At 62.7% G+C, this 16,723-nt stretch carries 9 protein-coding genes and 1 pseudogene; 7 read left to right on the forward strand and 3 right to left on the reverse strand.

Annotated elements, in window-relative coordinates; genetic code table 11:
• Positions 1-198 precede the first annotated feature (198 nt).
• From rpoB to ACFSQT_RS08040, 3 genes and pseudogenes are all read left to right on the forward strand, one after another.
• Positions 199-4,336 (forward strand): annotated as a pseudogene (rpoB, locus tag ACFSQT_RS08030) (DNA-directed RNA polymerase subunit beta).
• Positions 4,337-4,467: 131 nt separating this feature from the next.
• A complete protein-coding gene (gene rpoC, locus ACFSQT_RS08035) occupies positions 4,468-8,664 on the forward strand; it encodes a DNA-directed RNA polymerase subunit beta' (protein WP_379017980.1) in 4,197 nt (1,398 codons plus the stop codon).
• Between the two features lie 143 nt (positions 8,665-8,807).
• The gene (locus ACFSQT_RS08040; protein WP_379017981.1) at positions 8,808-9,473 is read left to right on the forward strand and encodes an O-methyltransferase; all 666 of its coding nucleotides are present in this window, start codon (positions 8,808-8,810) and stop codon (positions 9,471-9,473) included.
• A gap of 6 nt (positions 9,474-9,479) precedes the next feature.
• Here the strand turns inward: ACFSQT_RS08040 and ACFSQT_RS08045 are convergent, their stop codons facing one another.
• From ACFSQT_RS08045 to ACFSQT_RS08055, 3 genes are all read right to left on the reverse strand, one after another.
• Positions 9,480-10,406, reverse strand: a complete 927-nt coding sequence (locus ACFSQT_RS08045) for a Gfo/Idh/MocA family protein (protein WP_379017982.1) — start codon at positions 10,404-10,406, stop codon at positions 9,480-9,482.
• A 90-nt stretch (positions 10,407-10,496) separates the two neighbouring features.
• Positions 10,497-11,609 carry a PLP-dependent cysteine synthase family protein gene (locus tag ACFSQT_RS08050; RefSeq protein ID WP_379017983.1) on the reverse strand — a complete coding sequence of 371 codons (1,113 nt, stop codon included), beginning with the start codon at positions 11,607-11,609 and terminating at the stop codon, positions 10,497-10,499.
• 48 nt (positions 11,610-11,657) lie between these two features.
• Positions 11,658-11,939, reverse strand: coding sequence for a transcriptional regulator (locus tag ACFSQT_RS08055; RefSeq protein ID WP_379017984.1), 282 nt, complete (start codon positions 11,937-11,939; stop codon positions 11,658-11,660).
• Between the two features lie 476 nt (positions 11,940-12,415).
• Between ACFSQT_RS08055 and rpsL the strand changes: the two genes are divergently transcribed.
• From rpsL to tuf, 4 genes are all read left to right on the forward strand, one after another.
• Complete coding sequence (rpsL, locus tag ACFSQT_RS08060) at positions 12,416-12,787, forward strand: 30S ribosomal protein S12 (RefSeq protein WP_006333356.1); 372 nt, start codon at positions 12,416-12,418, stop codon at positions 12,785-12,787.
• A gap of 75 nt (positions 12,788-12,862) precedes the next feature.
• A complete protein-coding gene (gene rpsG / locus ACFSQT_RS08065; protein ID WP_008875664.1) occupies positions 12,863-13,333 on the forward strand; it encodes a 30S ribosomal protein S7 in 471 nt (156 codons plus the stop codon).
• A gap of 29 nt (positions 13,334-13,362) precedes the next feature.
• Positions 13,363-15,453, forward strand: coding sequence for an elongation factor G (fusA, locus tag ACFSQT_RS08070; RefSeq protein WP_379017985.1), 2,091 nt, complete (start codon positions 13,363-13,365; stop codon positions 15,451-15,453).
• A 66-nt stretch (positions 15,454-15,519) separates the two neighbouring features.
• Positions 15,520-16,695 (forward strand): elongation factor Tu, encoded by a 1,176-nt coding sequence (tuf, locus tag ACFSQT_RS08075; RefSeq protein WP_095090666.1) that lies wholly within the window; start codon positions 15,520-15,522, stop codon positions 16,693-16,695.
• Positions 16,696-16,723 lie beyond the last annotated feature (28 nt).

A 16,723-nucleotide genomic window follows, 5' to 3' on the forward strand; every position in this document is an offset into this window, starting at 1 on the left:
GGAGGACGCGTAGCGCGAGACGTACGAGAACCTCTTTCCTGAGGGCCGCAAACGGCCTTCAGGAAACGGGTTTTCTCCCGTTTTAGCCGGCCGCCGACAGGCGCCGGGAAAACAGACAGAGGATCGCCGCCAAGGTGGTCCAGAATGCAAGGCGAACCGCGGCGAGGTTCGTCCCGAGTTTAGAGCTAAGGAGCGACGATGGCCCAGACCCAGACTTTCAATGGCCGCAGACGCGTACGCAAGTTCTTCGGAAAGATCCCGGAAGTTGCGGAGATGCCGAACCTGATCGAGGTTCAGAAGGCATCCTATGACCAGTTCCTGATGGTGGCGGAGCCCAAGGGCGGGCGTCCGGACGAGGGACTGCAGGCCGTTTTCAAGTCGGTCTTCCCGATCTCCGATTTTTCCGGCTCCTCGATGCTGGAGTTCGTGAAGTACGAGTTCGAAGGACCGAAATTCGACGTTGACGAATGCCGTCAGCGCGACCTCACCTATGCCGCGCCGCTGAAGGTGACGCTGCGCCTCATCGTGTTCGATATCGACGAGGATACCGGCGCCAAGTCGATCAAGGACATCAAGGAGCAGGACGTCTATATGGGCGACATGCCGCTCATGACCCTGAACGGCACCTTCATCGTCAACGGCACCGAGCGCGTCATCGTCTCGCAGATGCACCGTTCGCCGGGCGTCTTCTTCGACCATGACAAGGGCAAGTCGCACTCGTCGGGCAAGCTTCTGTTTGCCGCGCGCGTCATCCCCTATCGCGGCTCGTGGCTCGACATCGAATTCGACTCCAAGGACGTCGTGCACGCCCGCATCGACCGTCGCCGCAAGATTCCGGTGTCGTCGCTGCTGATGGCGCTCGGCATGGACGGCGAAGAGATCCTGTCGACCTTCTACAACAAGATCATCTACAAGCGCGCCGGCGACCATTGGCGCATTCCGTTCAACGTCGAGCGTTTCCGCGGCCTCAAGGCCGTTGGCGACCTGGTCGATGCCGATACGGGCGAGGTCGTTGTCGAAACCGGCAAGAAGATCACCGCCCGCCAGGCGCGTCAGCTCGGCGAGAAGGGTCTCAAGGCGATCAAGGCGACCGACGAGGATCTGCTCGGCAACTACCTGGCCGAGGACATCGTCAACTACGCCACCGGCGAGATCTTCCTCGAAGCCGGCGACGAGATCGACGAAAAAAACGCTGAAGGTGCTGCTCGGCACCGGCGAGAACGAGATTAAGGTTCTCGACATCGACCACGTCAATGTCGGCGCCTATATCCGCAACACGCTCAACGTCGACAAGAACGAAAGCCGCCAGGACGCGCTGTTCGACATCTATCGTGTCATGCGCCCCGGCGAGCCGCCGACGCTCGAAACCGCCGAAGCCATGTTCAACTCGCTGTTCTTCGACAGCGAGCGCTACGATCTGTCGGCAGTTGGCCGCGTCAAGATGAACATGCGCCTCGAGCTCAAGGCCGAGGACACCGTGCGCGTGCTGCGCAAGGACGACATCCTCGCCGTGGTCAGGACGCTGGTCGAACTGCGCGACGGCAAGGGTGAGATCGACGACATCGACAATCTCGGCAACCGCCGCGTGCGTTCGGTCGGCGAACTGATGGAAAACCAGTACCGGGTCGGCCTGCTGCGCATGGAGCGCGCGATCAAGGAGCGTATGTCCTCGATCGAGATCGACACGGTGATGCCGCAGGACCTGATCAACGCCAAGCCGGCAGCCGCCGCCGTGCGCGAGTTCTTCGGTTCCTCGCAGCTGTCGCAGTTCATGGACCAGACCAACCCGCTGTCGGAGATCACCCACAAGCGCCGCCTGTCGGCGCTTGGACCGGGCGGTCTGACCCGCGAGCGTGCCGGCTTCGAGGTGCGCGACGTGCACCCGACACACTACGGCCGTATCTGCCCGATCGAGACGCCGGAAGGCCCGAATATCGGGCTGATCAACTCGCTGGCCACCTTCGCGCGCGTCAACAAGTACGGCTTCATCGAGAGCCCGTACCGCAAGATCGTCGACGGCAAGCTGACCAATGACGTCGTCTATCTCTCGGCGATGGAAGAAGCCAAGCACCATGTCGCGCAGGCCAACGCCGAGCTCGACAAGAATGGCGGCTTCGTCGACGAGTTCGTCATTTGCCGCAGCGCCGGCGAAGTGATGATGGCGCCGCGCGAAAACGTCGACCTGATGGACGTGTCGCCCAAGCAGATGGTGTCGGTGGCTGCGGCCCTGATCCCGTTCCTCGAGAACGACGACGCCAACCGCGCGCTGATGGGCTCGAACATGCAGCGTCAGGCCGTGCCGCTGGTGCGCGCCGAGGCGCCGTTCGTCGGCACCGGCATGGAGCCGATCGTCGCCCGTGACTCGGGCGCCGCCATTGGCGCCCGCCGCGGCGGCATCGTCGACCAGGTGGACGCGACGCGTATCGTTATCCGCGCCACCGAAGATCTCGATCCGGGCAAGTCCGGCGTCGACATCTACCGGCTGATGAAGTTCCAGCGTTCGAACCAGAACACCTGCATCAACCAGCGTCCGCTGGTGCGCATGGGCGACCGGGTCAACAAGGGCGACATCATCGCCGACGGTCCGTCGACCGAGCTCGGTGATCTGGCGCTCGGCCGCAACGTGCTGGTCGCGTTCATGCCGTGGAACGGCTACAACTACGAGGACTCGATCCTCTTGTCCGAGCGCATCGTCGCCGACGACGTCTTCACCTCGATCCATATCGAGGAGTTCGAGGTCATGGCGCGCGATACCAAACTCGGCCCGGAGGAAATCACGCGCGATATCCCGAACGTCTCGGAGGAAGCGCTGAAGAACCTCGACGAAGCCGGCATCGTCTATATCGGTGCGGAAGTTCAGCCGGGCGACATTCTGGTCGGCAAGATCACGCCGAAGGGCGAAAGCCCGATGACGCCGGAAGAGAAGCTTCTGCGCGCCATCTTCGGCGAAAAAGCATCCGATGTGCGCGACACCTCGATGCGCATGCCTCCGGGCACCTTCGGCACCGTCGTCGAGGTGCGCGTCTTCAATCGCCACGGTGTGGAGAAGGACGAGCGCGCCATGGCGATCGAGCGCGAGGAGATCGAACGCCTCGCCAAGGACCGCGACGACGAGCAGGCCATTCTGGACCGCAACGTCTACGCGCGTCTTTCCGACGTGCTCGTCGGCAAGGAAGCGATCGCCGGACCGAAGGGTTTCAAGAAGGGCTCGACGCTGTCCAGGGACACGCTCGACGAGTACCCGCGCTCGCAGTGGTGGCAGTTTGCGGTGGAGAACGAAAAGCTCCAGAGCGAACTGGAAGCCCTGCGTGGCCAGTACGACGACTCCAAGAAGGCGCTCGAGCAGCGCTTCATGGACAAGGTCGAGAAGGTCCAGCGCGGCGACGAGATGCCTCCGGGCGTCATGAAGATGGTCAAGGTCTTCGTGGCCGTGAAGCGCAAGATGCAGCCCGGCGACAAGATGGCCGGCCGTCACGGCAACAAGGGTGTCGTGTCGCGCATCGTTCCGGTCGAGGACATGCCTTTCCTCGAGGACGGCACGCATGCCGATATCGTGCTCAACCCGCTGGGTGTGCCGAGCCGCATGAATGTCGGCCAGATCCTGGAAACGCATCTGGGCTGGGCTTGCGCCGGCATGGGCAGGAAGATCGGCGAACTGATCGACACGTACAAGGCAGCCGGCGACATCAAGCCGCTGCGCAAGACGCTCGAGAGCTTCATGCCGGCCAACGACCGCAACGAGCCGGTCCGCGAATATGACGACGAGAGCATCGTTCGCCTCAGCGAGCAGATGCGCCGCGGCGTCTCGATCGCGACCCCGGTGTTCGACGGCGCGCACGAGGCTGACATCAACATCATGCTGGAGCAGGCGGGCCTGCACACCAGCGGTCAGTCGCAGCTCTATGACGGACGCACCGGCGAGCCGTTCGATCGCAAGGTGACGATGGGCTATATCTACATGCTCAAGCTTCACCATCTCGTGGACGACAAGATCCACGCGCGCTCGATCGGCCCGTACTCGCTCGTCACCCAGCAGCCGCTGGGCGGCAAGGCGCAGTTCGGTGGCCAGCGCTTCGGCGAAATGGAGGTCTGGGCGCTCGAGGCATACGGTGCCGCCTATACGCTGCAGGAAATGCTGACGGTGAAGTCGGACGACGTCGCCGGCCGCACCAAGGTCTACGAGGCGATCGTGCGCGGCGACGACACGTTCGAGGCAGGCATTCCGGAGAGCTTCAACGTGCTCGTCAAGGAAATGCGGTCCCTCGGCCTCAATGTCGAGCTGGAGAACACCAAGCTCGACGACGCCCCGGTTCGGCTGCCCGACGCGGCCGAGTAAAGGCTACAGCGCGCCGCACGAAGTTGCGGCGCGCCAAAGGAATTCGACGGCCGGTGGCCGACAAAGACGGCGGGCGTTTGGCCCGCGACTAGATGCAAGGGGTTTTCGAGGACCCCGAAAAGGAGAACGGCATGAACCAAGAGGTCATGAATCTCTTCAATCCGCAGGCGCCTGCGCAGGTGTTCGATTCCATCCGGATCTCACTGGCCAGCCCTGAGAAGATTCTGTCCTGGTCGTTCGGCGAGATCAAGAAGCCGGAGACCATCAACTACCGCACCTTCAAGCCGGAGCGTGACGGTCTGTTCTGCGCGCGCATTTTTGGCCCGATCAAGGACTACGAGTGCCTGTGCGGCAAGTACAAGCGCATGAAGTATAAGGGCGTCATCTGCGAGAAGTGCGGCGTCGAAGTCACGCTGTCGCGCGTCCGCCGCGAGCGCATGGGCCATATCGAGCTCGCCGCGCCCGTCGCCCATATCTGGTTCCTGAAGTCGCTGCCGTCGCGCATCGGCACGCTGCTCGACATGACCCTGAAGGACATCGAGCGCGTCCTCTACTTCGAGAACTACATCGTCACCGAACCTGGCCTCACCGCGCTGAAGGAGCACCAGCTGCTCAGCGAGGAAGAGTACATGATCGCCGTCGACGAATATGGCGAGGACAGCTTCACCGCCATGATCGGCGCCGAGGCCATTCATGACCTTCTGGCCGGCATGGATCTGGAGAAGATCGCCGGCGACCTGCGTTCGGAACTGGCTTCGACCACCTCCGAGCTCAAGCAGAAGAAGTATCTGAAGCGGCTCAAGGTCGTCGAGAACTTCATGGAATCCGGCAATCGTCCGGAATGGATGATTATGAAAGTGGTTCCGGTGATCCCGCCGGACCTGCGTCCGCTCGTCCCGCTGGACGGCGGCCGTTTCGCGACGTCCGATCTGAACGACCTCTATCGCCGCGTCATCAACCGCAACAACCGTCTGAAGCGGCTGATCGAGCTGCGCGCCCCCGGCATCATCGTGCGCAATGAAAAGCGCATGCTGCAGGAAGCCGTCGATGCGCTGTTCGACAACGGCCGTCGCGGCCGCGTCATCACCGGCGCCAACAAGCGTCCGCTGAAGTCGCTGTCCGACATGCTCAAGGGCAAGCAGGGCCGGTTCCGTCAGAACCTGCTCGGCAAGCGCGTCGACTATTCCGGCCGCTCGGTCATCGTCACCGGTCCGGAGCTCAAGCTGCACCAGTGCGGCCTGCCGAAGAAGATGGCGCTCGAACTGTTCAAGCCCTTCATCTACGCCCGTCTCGACGCCAAGGGTTACTCCTCGACCGTCAAGCAGGCAAAGAAGCTGGTCGAGAAGGAACGTCCGGAAGTCTGGGATATCCTCGACGAGGTCATCCGCGAGCATCCGGTGCTGTTGAACCGCGCGCCGACGCTGCACCGTCTCGGCATCCAGGCGTTCGAGCCGATCCTGATCGAAGGCAAGGCGATCCAGCTGCATCCGCTGGTCTGCACGGCCTTCAACGCCGACTTCGACGGCGACCAGATGGCCGTTCACGTGCCGCTGTCGCTGGAAGCTCAGCTTGAAGCCCGCGTGCTGATGATGTCGACCAACAACATCCTGCACCCGGCTTCCGGCGCGCCGATCATCGTGCCGTCGCAGGACATGGTTCTGGGTCTCTACTATCTCTCGATCGTCAACCAGAACGAGCCGGGCGAAGGCATGGTGTTTGCCGACATGGGCGAACTCCAGCATGCGCTTGAGACCAAGGCGGTGACGCTGCACGCCAAGATCAAGGGTCGCTTCCGCACGGTCGACGCCGACGGCAAAGTCGTGTCGAAGATCCATGACACCACGCCTGGCCGCATGATCATCGGCGAACTTCTGCCGAAGAACGTCAACGTGCCTTACGAGACCGCCAACCAGGAGATGACCAAGAAGAACATCTCCAAGATGATCGACACCGTCTACCGCCATTGCGGTCAGAAGGAGACGGTCATTTTCTGCGATCGCATCATGGCCCTCGGCTTCAGCCATGCCTGCCGCGCCGGCATTTCGTTCGGCAAGGACGACATGCTGATCCCGGACGCCAAGATCAAGCTGGTCTCCGACACCGAGGCTTTGGCCAAGGAATACGAGCAGCAGTACAATGACGGTCTGATCACGCAGGGCGAGAAGTACAACAAGGTCGTCGACGCCTGGGCCAAGTGCTCGGAAAAGGTCGCCGACGAAATGATGGCCCGCATCAAGGCGGTCGAGTTCGAGGACAATGGCCGTCAGAAGCCGATGAACTCGATCTACATGATGTCGCACTCCGGTGCGCGTGGCTCGCCCACCCAGATGCGTCAGCTCGCCGGCATGCGCGGCCTGATGGCCAAGCCGTCGGGTGAAATCATCGAGACGCCGATCATCTCGAACTTCAAGGAAGGCCTGACCGTGCTCGAGTACTTCAACTCGACCCACGGCGCCCGCAAGGGTCTGGCCGACACCGCCTTGAAGACGGCGAACTCGGGCTACCTCACCCGTCGACTGGTCGACGTGGCGCAGGACTGCATCGTCAACTCCGTCGACTGCGGCACCGACAAGGGCCTCACCATGCAGCCGATCGTCGATGCCGGCCAGGTCGTCGCTTCCGTTGGCCAGCGCGTGCTGGGCCGTACGTCGCTCGACGACATCACCCATCCGGTGTCGGGCGAGGTTCTGGTCAAGGCCGGAACGCTGATGGACGAGCGTGACGTGGAAAAGATCGAAAAGGCCGGCGTCCAGTCGGTCCGCATCCGCTCGGCTCTGACCTGCGAGGTCAGGGTTGGCGTCTGCGCGGTCTGCTACGGACGCGATCTGGCCCGCGGCACCCCGGTCAACCAGGGCGAAGCCGTCGGCGTCATCGCGGCGCAGTCGATCGGCGAGCCGGGCACCCAGCTCACCATGCGTACCTTCCACATGGGCGGTACGGCGCAGGTGGTGGATAGCTCGTTCCTTGAAGCCTCCTACGAGGGCAAGGTCGAGATCCGCAACCGCAACGTGGTGCGCAACTCGGACGGCCAGCAGATGGTCATGGGCCGCAACATGGCGGTGCTGATCCTCGACGAAACCGGCAAGGAGCGCGCCACGCACCGTCTCACCTATGGTTCGCGTATCTTCGTGGACGATGGCGACAAGGTGAAGCGCGGCCAGCGTATCGCCGAGTGGGATCCCTATACCCGCCCGGTCCTCACCGAAATCGAGGGCAGGGTGTCGTACGAGGACCTGGTCGACGGCATTTCCGTTCAGGAAACGGCCGACGAGTCGACCGGCATCACCAAGCGCGAGGTCATCGACTGGCGCTCGACGCCACGTGGCAACGACCTCAAGCCGGCGATTGCCATCCAGGACGCCAAGGGCAAGGTCGGCAAGCTGTCGAAGGGCGGCGACGCCCGCTTCCTGCTCTCGGTCGAGGCCATTCTTTCGGTCGAGCCGGGTGCACAGGTTCGCCCCGGCGACGTGCTGGCGCGTATCCCGATGGAAAGCGCCAAGACCAAGGACATCACCGGCGGTCTGCCGCGTGTTGCCGAACTGTTCGAGGCACGCCGTCCGAAGGATCACGCCATCATCGCCGAGATCGACGGCACGATCCGCTTCGGCCGCGACTACAAGAACAAGCGTCGCATCATCATCGAGCCGCATGACTCGACGCTTGAGCCGGTCGAATACCTGATCCCGAAGGGCAAGCCGTTCCATCTCCAGGACGGCGACGTCATCGAGAAGGGCGACTACATCCTCGACGGCAATCCCGCGCCGCACGACATCCTGGCGATCAAGGGCGTGGAGGCACTTGCTTCCTACCTCGTCAACGAGATCCAGGAAGTCTACCGCCTGCAGGGCGTGTCGATCAACGACAAGCACATCGAGGTGATCGTTCGCCAGATGCTGCAGAAGGTCGAGATCACCACGCAGGGCGACTCGACCTACATTCCGGGCGACCACGTCGACGTGATCGAGCTGGAAGAGGTCAACGAGCGTCTGATCGAGGACGGCAAGAAGCCGGCCGAAGGCCAGCCGGTGCTCCTGGGCATCACCAAGGCATCGCTGCAGACGCCGTCCTTCATCTCGGCCGCCTCCTTCCAGGAGACGACCAGGGTGCTGACGGAAGCCGCGGTTGCCGGCAAGACCGACATGCTGCAGGGGCTGAAGGAAAACGTCATCGTCGGCCGGCTTATCCCGGCCGGTACCGGCGGCACGATGAGCCAGATCCGGCGCATCGCCACCTCGCGCGACGAACTGATCATCGACGAGCGCCGCAAGGCCTCCGGTGCGGAAGTCGCCGAGCCGATGCTGACCGAAATGATAACCGCCGCGCAGTAAGCGCGGCGGCCAAAAAGATTGAGCGGTTCATTGTTTCGGTGAACGCTCAAGGAATCTCAGGCAACAGGGCCGTCGGGGCAACCCGGCGGCTTTTTTGTTTGTGCGAGCCTTTTGTGCTTTGAATTGGATCGGAGAAGAAAACGATGAGCAAAAAGACCTGGGCTTCTGTCGACGACTACATCGTCGACGCTCTGTTCGAGGCGGATCCGGCGCTCGATGCCGTTCTGGCAACCAACCACGACCAAGGCCTGCCTGCGATCGACGTGTCGCCGGCGCAAGGCAAGCTGCTTTCACTGCTGGTGCGCATTCAGGGCGCGAAGAAGATCCTCGAGATCGGCACGCTGGGCGGCTATTCGACGATCTGGATGGCACGCGCGCTGCCTGTAGGCGGCAAGGTCGTGACGCTGGAACTCGACCCGCATCACGCCAAGGTCGCCCGCTCGAATTTTGAGCGAGCAGGGGTGTCGGAACGGGTGGACCTGCGCGTCGGACCGGCCCTGGAATCACTTGCAGCGCTGAGCGCCGAGAACGCCGGTCCGTTCGATCTCATCTTCATCGACGCTGACAAGCCGAACAACCCGAACTACCTGTCCTTTGCCATGCGCCTGTCGCGGCCGGGAACGGTCATCGTCTGCGACAACGTCATTCGTGACGGCGCGGTGCTCGATGAGGATGGCCATGACGCCAATGTCGAAGGCGCACGCGCGGCGTTCTCCTTCATTGGCGGCAACAAACGGCTGGACGGCACCGCCATCCAGACCGTCGGCGCCAAGGGCTATGACGGGTTTGCGATTGCTATCGTGGATTGACGGCGTTTAATCGAAAAAAGCTTCCACCACATTGTGCTTGCCGAGCATGAAGGCGTCGGCGACATGCTGGAGCGGCGCCAGATCGACGTCGGAGCTGCCGGCGTGCACGATCTCGGCAAAGCGCTTGTAGAGCATCGGGTATTCCGCTTCCGGTTCGTCATGAACGATGCGGCGGTCGATGGCGAGCTTCGAGCCGCCGCCCGACAGCACCATCGCGCCCTTGTCGGTGTCGGCGACAATGTCCCAGCTTTGCGGGCCGGTCTGCAGCCAGTCGAGTTCCATCGTCACCGGTAAGCCGTTCGAGGTGCGGAAGGCGACATGTGCCGCGACTGGCGCGGCGCGGTTTTCGGGAAAATCGAGCACGGCCGAGGTGATGAACATCGGCGGCAGGATATGGGTCGCGATCGACAGCGCATTGATGCCGGGATCGAAGACGCCGAAGCCACCGGGAGCCCAGATCCATTCCTGGTTCGGATGCCAGCGGCGCACGTCTTCTTTCCAGTTGATGGCGGCGGACCTGATCTTGGCCGAATCCAGGAAGGCACGCGCGGCCTCGACCGCCGGCGCATAACGCGAATGCCAGCTGGCGAACAGCGAGACGCCGTTCTTCACCGCCAATGCCTTGAGGTTCTCGACCTCGCTGACGGTGGCGCCGGGCGGCTTCTCCAGGAAGACGTGTTTCCTCGCTTCCAGCGCTGTGCGCGCCGCGTCATAGCGAAACTGCGGCGGCATGCAGAGCGAGACGGCCTCGAGCTCCGGCACCGCGTCGAGCATGGCTTCGACATCAGGAAAATTCGGAATGCCGTCGACCTTGCCGTGCCGGCTGGCGGCCGCGATGAGGCGATAGCCCTGGTCTTTCGCCAGGGCCGGCAAGTGCTGGTCGCGGACGATCTTGCCGACACCGACAATGCCTATCTTGATGGGCTGGGACACGGCCGCTCCGTCTGTTGAATGATGGGTGGTGGTTTCTTAACAGAAGACTTGTCCCCGACAAGCCGAAGCTGGCGAGCCGAGGCCGAAAAGTCAGCCCCAGCTTTCCTCGAACGGCAGCGCCAGTTTTCCACCCGCCAGAAAGGCCTCGATCGCCGGCTCGAAAGGCGAGGGATCGAGGCTGTTGGCTGCAAGCCATTCGTCGGAATAATAGGTGTTGGCATAGCGATCGCCCGAATCGCAGATCAGCGTCACCAGCGAACCGGCCGTGCCTGCCTCGATCATGCGCGCGGCCTGAAAGCACATGGCGATGAAATTGGTACCAGTCGAGCCGCCGACGCGGCGGCCGAGCCGGCGCGACAGCACCCGCATCGCCGCCAGCGAGACCGCGTCCGGCACCCGCAGCATATGATCGATGACGCCTGGCACGAAGGACGGCTCCATGCGCGGCCGGCCGATGCCCTCGATGCGAGACGGCTGTTCGCAGCGGCAATTGCGATCATGCGTGGCAAAGCCGTCGAAGAAGGCCGAGCGCTCGACGTCGGCAACCGACAGCCGCGTCGCATGCTGCTTGTAGCGCAGGAAGCGCCCGATCGTTGCGGTCGTGCCACCCGTGCCGGCGCTCATCACGATCCACGCCGGAATCGGATGCCGTTCCTCGCGCATCTGCCCGAAGATCGATTCGGCGATGTTGTTGTTGCCGCGCCAGTCGGTGGCGCGCTCGGCATGGGTGAACTGGTCCATGAAATGGCCGCCAAGCCGCGCGGCAAGTTCGGCCGACTCGGCATAGATGCGCCTGGCGTCGTCGATAAAGTGGCAGTTGCCGCCATAGTGCTCGATCGCGGCGATCTTTTCGCGCGACGTCGATCGCGGCATCACCGCATAGAACGGCACACCGATCATGCGGGCGAAATAGGCTTCCGAGACTGCGGTCGAACCCGACGACGCTTCGATCACCGGCGCGCCTTCGCGGATCAGGCCATTGCACAGCGCGTAGAGAAACAGCGAACGCGCCAGCCGGTGCTTCAGGCTGCCGGTCGGATGGGTGGATTCGTCCTTGAGGTAGAAGTCGATGCCGGCCAGCGCCCGCAGGTCGAGCTTCCATAGATGCGTGTCGGCCGAGCGGCGCTGATCGGCCTCGATTGCCGCGACCGCCCGGTCGGCCCAGGCTCGGGACGCAGGTCCATTCGCTTTTGGTCCGGCCATCATCGGCGCCCTGGTTTCAGATATGCTCGGCTTCAGATCGGCCCGGCTTCAGATTGGCACGTCGAAAGTGACGATCGACACTTCGCCTTCGAGCGCGCCCTGGAAGGCGGAAAGATGCGGCTCATCGTCCGGCACGCCTTCCATGTCGCCGATCTGGTCGAGCTCTGCCTCGGCATAACCTTCCGCCGCGAGCGATTCGAGTGCCCGGCGCACCGCCGAATCGTCATCGGGCGCGACCAGCATGACGTGCACGCCTTCCGGCTTGCCGTCCTTTTTCTTCCACACCCGGCCGGTGATGATGGTGACCGGGCGCTCTTCATTGTCGTTCACGGGCCGATTCCTTTTGGCAGACTGCGGGCGGGTGAGGGGGTTTTGACTGCTCATGCGGCCTTTTCGCATGAAGCCGAGCCACACAACAGCCGAAAGCCGGTCACTTTCTTCCTCGCCCTTGCAAAATTGCGAAAGAAAATTACATGCGTTTTTCGCATGGCTGCCGAGCCTTCGTTGATGCGCAATATTTGGCGCTCCGGGCTTGACGGTCCGCGGTCTTACGAGTAGAAGCCGCCCAGTCAGAACCGATGTGAGGCTCTCCCTTCCGAAGCGACACGCTTTGGAGTTTGCCTCAAACAGGGTTCGTTTTACGAGCGAAAAGACATTTCCGGCGTGCACGAAGCGGTTCCGCTTCCTCTGCCATTTGTTCGGGCAAGACCGCGAGGCGCGGTTTGTGGCCCGAATTTGCGTATGGAAATGACGCTTTGAGCGGCCCTGACCGGGCGAGACACGGAATTGAGAGACAAGAGGGTTTAATGCCTACCGTCAACCAGCTGATCCGCAAGCCGCGCATAGCGCCGGTGAAGCGCAACAAGGTCCCGGCCATGCAGCAGAACCCGCAGAAGCGGGGCGTCTGCACGCGCGTCTATACGACGACGCCGAAGAAGCCGAACTCGGCGCTGCGCAAGGTGGCCAAGATCCGCCTGACCAATGGTTTTGAAGTGATCGGGTACATCCCCGGCGAAGGCCACAACCTTCAGGAGCACTCCGTGGTCATGATCCGCGGCGGCCGCGTCAAGGATCTTCCGGGCGTTCGCTACCACATCATCCGTGGCGTGCTCGACACGCAGGGTGTGAAGAACCGCAAGCAGCGCCGTTCGAAGTACGGCGCCAAGCGTCCGAAGTGACCGAAGCGTAGCGAAGGTCATCCCGGACGGATGTTCGGGATCAAGGCCACCACGCATAATTGAGGCAGAGAAAAAATGTCGCGTCGTCACAGTGCAGAAAAGCGTGAGATCAATCCGGACCCGAAGTTCGGCGATCTGATCGTCACCAAGTTCATGAACGCCGTCATGTATGACGGCAAGAAGTCGGTTGCCGAGACCATCGTCTACGGCGCGCTCGACCAGGTTCAGTCGAAGACCAAGCAGGAGCCGGTCACCGTCTTCCATCAGGCGCTCGACAATGTCGCGCCGCATGTGGAAGTGCGTTCGCGTCGTGTCGGCGGCGCCACCTACCAGGTTCCGGTCGACGTGCGCCCCGAGCGCCGTCAGGCGCTGGCCATTCGCTGGCTGATCGCCGCGGCCCGCAACCGCAACGAGACGACCATGGTCGACCGCCTCTCCGGCGAGCTGATGGACGCGGCCAACAACCGCGGCACCGCCGTCAAGAAGCGTGAAGACACCCACAAGATGGCTGAAGCCAACCGCGCTTTCGCGCACTACCGCTGGTAAAGCGCGTACGAGACTGAGAGGCAGCTACGATGGCCCGCGAATACAAAATCGAAGACTACCGCAATTTCGGTATCATGGCGCATATTGACGCCGGCAAGACGACGACCACCGAGCGCGTCCTCTATTACACGGGCAAGTCGCACAAGATCGGCGAAGTGCACGATGGCGCTGCCACCATGGACTGGATGGAGCAGGAGCAGGAGCGCGGCATCACCATCACGTCCGCCGCGACCACGACCTTCTGGAAGGGCCGTGACGGCAAGATGCACCGCTTCAACATCATCGACACTCCCGGACACGTCGACTTCACCATCGAGGTTGAGCGTTCGCTGCGCGTGCTCGACGGCGCCATCGCGCTGCTCGACGCCAATGCCGGTGTCGAGCCGCAGACCGAAACCGTCTGGCGCCAGGCTGACAAGTACCGCGTCCCGCGCATGATCTTCTGCAACAAGATGGACAAGATCGGCGCCGACTTCTACCGCTCGGTCGAGATGATCGGTTCGCGCCTCGGGGCGCATGCCGTTGTCATGCAGCTGCCGATCGGTGCCGAGACCGAGTTCAAGGGCGTTGTCGATCTCGTCGAGATGAACGCGCTGGTCTGGCGCGACGAGACGCTGGGCGCTGCCTGGGACGTCGTCGAGATCCCGGCCGACCTCAAGGCTCGTGCCGAGGAATACCGCGAGAAGATGATCGAAGCCGCCGTCGAAATGGACGAGACGGCACTCGAGAACTACCTCGAAGGCAAGATGCCGTCGAATGACGAGATCCGCGCGCTGATCCGCAAGGGCACCATCGCGGTGAAGTTCTACCCGATGTTCTGCGGCTCGGCCTTCAAGAACAAGGGCGTGCAGCCACTGCTCGACGCCGTCGTCGAATATCTGCCGTCGCCGGCCGATGTCCCGGCCATCAAGGGCGTCGATGCCAAGACCGACGCCGAGATCGAGCGTCACGCCGACGACAACGAGCCGCTGTCGATGCTCGCCTTCAAGATCATGAACGACCCGTTCGTCGGTTCGCTCACCTTTGCCCGCATCTATTCGGGCAAGCTCACCAAGGGCATCTCGGTCGACAACACCGTGAAGGGCAAGAAAGAGCGTATCGGCCGCATGCTGCAGATGCATGCCAACTCGCGCGCCGACGTCGAAGAGGCTTTTGCCGGCGACATCGTCGCCCTGGCTGGCCTCAAGGACACGACCACCGGCGACACCCTCAGCGATCCGCTGCATCCGGTCATCCTCGAGCGCATGGAATTCCCCGATCCGGTCATCCAGATCGCGATCGAGCCGAAGACCAAGAACGACCAGGAAAAGATGGGCCTCGCGCTTCACCGCCTGGCCGCCGAGGATCCGTCCTTCCGCGTCAAGACCGACGAGGAAAGCGGCCAGACCATCATCTCCGGCATGGGCGAGCTTCACCTCGACATCATCGTCGACCGCATGCGTCGCGAGTTCAAGGTCGAGGCCAATGTCGGCGCGCCGCAGGTGGCCTATCGCGAGACGATCACCCGCAGGCACGAGCAGGACTACACGCACAAGAAGCAGACCGGCGGTACCGGTCAGTTCGCTCGCGTCAAGATCGTCTTCGAGCCGAACCCGGACAGCAGCGAGTTTCAGTTCGAAACCAAGATCGTCGGCGGTGCGGTTCCGAAGGAATACATCCCCGGTGTCGAGAAGGGCATCAACAGCGTCATGACCTCGGGTCCGTTCGCGGGCTTCCCGATGATCGGCGTCAAGGCGACACTGATCGACGGCGCCTACCACGATGTCGACTCCAGCGTTCTGGCCTTCGAAATCGCCGGCCGCGCCTGCTTCCGTGAAGCCGCACCCAAGCTTGGCGTGCAGCTGCTCGAGCCGATCATGAAGGTCGAAGTGGTGACGCCGGAAGACTACGTCGGCAGCGTCATCGGCGATCTGAACGGTCGTCGCGGCCAGATCCAGGGCCAGGAAGCACGCGGCGTGGCAGTGGTCATCAACGCGATGGTGCCGCTCGCCAACATGTTCAAGTACGTCGACAACCTGCGCTCGATGAGCCAGGGCCGCGCGGCCTACACGATGCAGTTCGATCACTATGAGCCTGTGCCGACCGCGGTCGCCCAGGAAGTCCAGAAGAAATACGCGTAATCCGAACGGGTTGCAGCAGTAACTTAATTCAAGGCCCGCACGGGCGAGCAGGATTGGAGACATCACATGGCAAAAGGTAAATTCGAGCGTAACAAGCCTCATGTGAACATCGGCACGATTGGTCACGTTGACCATGGCAAGACGTCGCTGACGGCGGCGATCACGAAGTATTTTGGCGAATACAAGCGCTACGACCAGATCGACGCGGCGCCTGAGGAGAAGGCGCGCGGCATCACGATCTCGACGGCGCATGTCGAATACGAGACGGCGGCCCGCCACTACGCTCACGTCGACTGCCCCGGCCACGCCGACTATGTGAAGAACATGATCACCGGTGCGGCGCAGATGGACGGCGCGATCCTGGTTGTTTCGGCCGCCGACGGCCCGATGCCGCAGACCCGCGAGCACATCCTGCTGGCCCGTCAGGTCGGCGTGCCGTCGATCGTGGTGTTCCTGAACAAGGTCGACCAGGTCGATGACGCCGAGCTGCTCGAACTGGTCGAGCTCGAGGTTCGCGAGCTTCTGACCAAGAACGAGTTCCCCGGCGATGACATTCCGATCGTCAAGGGCTCGGCGCTGGCTGCCTTGGAAGATTCGGACAAGAAGATCGGCGAGGACGCGATCCGCGAACTGATGGCTGCGGTCGATGCCTACATCCCGACCCCGGTTCGTCCGCTCGACAAGCCGTTCCTGATGCCGATCGAGGACGTGTTCTCGATCTCTGGCCGTGGCACGGTCGTGACCGGTCGCGTCGAGCGCGGCGTGGTCAAGGTCGGCGAGGAACTCGAGATCATCGGCATCCGTCCGACGACCAAGACGACCTGCACGGGCGTCGAGATGTTCCGCAAGCTGCTCGATCAGGGCCAGGCTGGCGACAACATCGGCGCGCTGCTGCGCGGCGTTGACCGTGAAGGTGTCGAGCGCGGCCAGGTTCTGGCCAAGCCCGGCACGGTGAAGCCGCACAAGAAGTTCGTGGCTGAAGCCTACATCCTGACCAAGGACGAAGGTGGCCGTCACACGCCGTTCTTCACCAACTACCGTCCGCAGTTCTATTTCCGCACGACGGACGTGACCGGCATCGTGTCGCTGCCGGAAGGCACCGAGATGGTGATGCCTGGCGACAACATCACGGTCGATGTCGAGCTGATCGTGCCGATCGCCATGGAAGAGAAGCTGCGCTTCGCCATCCGTGAAGGCGGCCGCACCGTCGGTGCCGGCATCGTCGTCACCATCAAAGAGTAATTTGGACTTAAACCGATCTGTCGCGGGC

Origin of the sequence: Mesorhizobium calcicola (assembly GCF_042682105.1) — a bacterium.
Lineage (GTDB): Bacteria > Pseudomonadota > Alphaproteobacteria > Rhizobiales > Rhizobiaceae > Mesorhizobium > Mesorhizobium calcicola.

Bases quoted from the DNA above. Each gene is read 5' to 3' on its own strand.
- rpoC (WP_379017980.1), top strand. From the start codon at position 4,468: ATGAACCAAGAGGTCATGAATCTCTTCAATCCGCAGGCGCCTGCGCAG.
- rpsL (WP_006333356.1), top strand. From the start codon at position 12,416: ATGCCTACCGTCAACCAGCTGATCCGCAAGCCGCGCATAGCGCCGGTG.
- tuf (WP_095090666.1), top strand. From the start codon at position 15,520: ATGGCAAAAGGTAAATTCGAGCGTAACAAGCCTCATGTGAACATCGGC.
- ACFSQT_RS08040 (WP_379017981.1), top strand. From the start codon at position 8,808: ATGAGCAAAAAGACCTGGGCTTCTGTCGACGACTACATCGTCGACGCT.
- ACFSQT_RS08050 (WP_379017983.1), bottom strand. From the start codon at position 11,609: ATGGCCGGACCAAAAGCGAATGGACCTGCGTCCCGAGCCTGGGCCGAC.
- fusA (WP_379017985.1), top strand. From the start codon at position 13,363: ATGGCCCGCGAATACAAAATCGAAGACTACCGCAATTTCGGTATCATG.
- rpsG (WP_008875664.1), top strand. From the start codon at position 12,863: ATGTCGCGTCGTCACAGTGCAGAAAAGCGTGAGATCAATCCGGACCCG.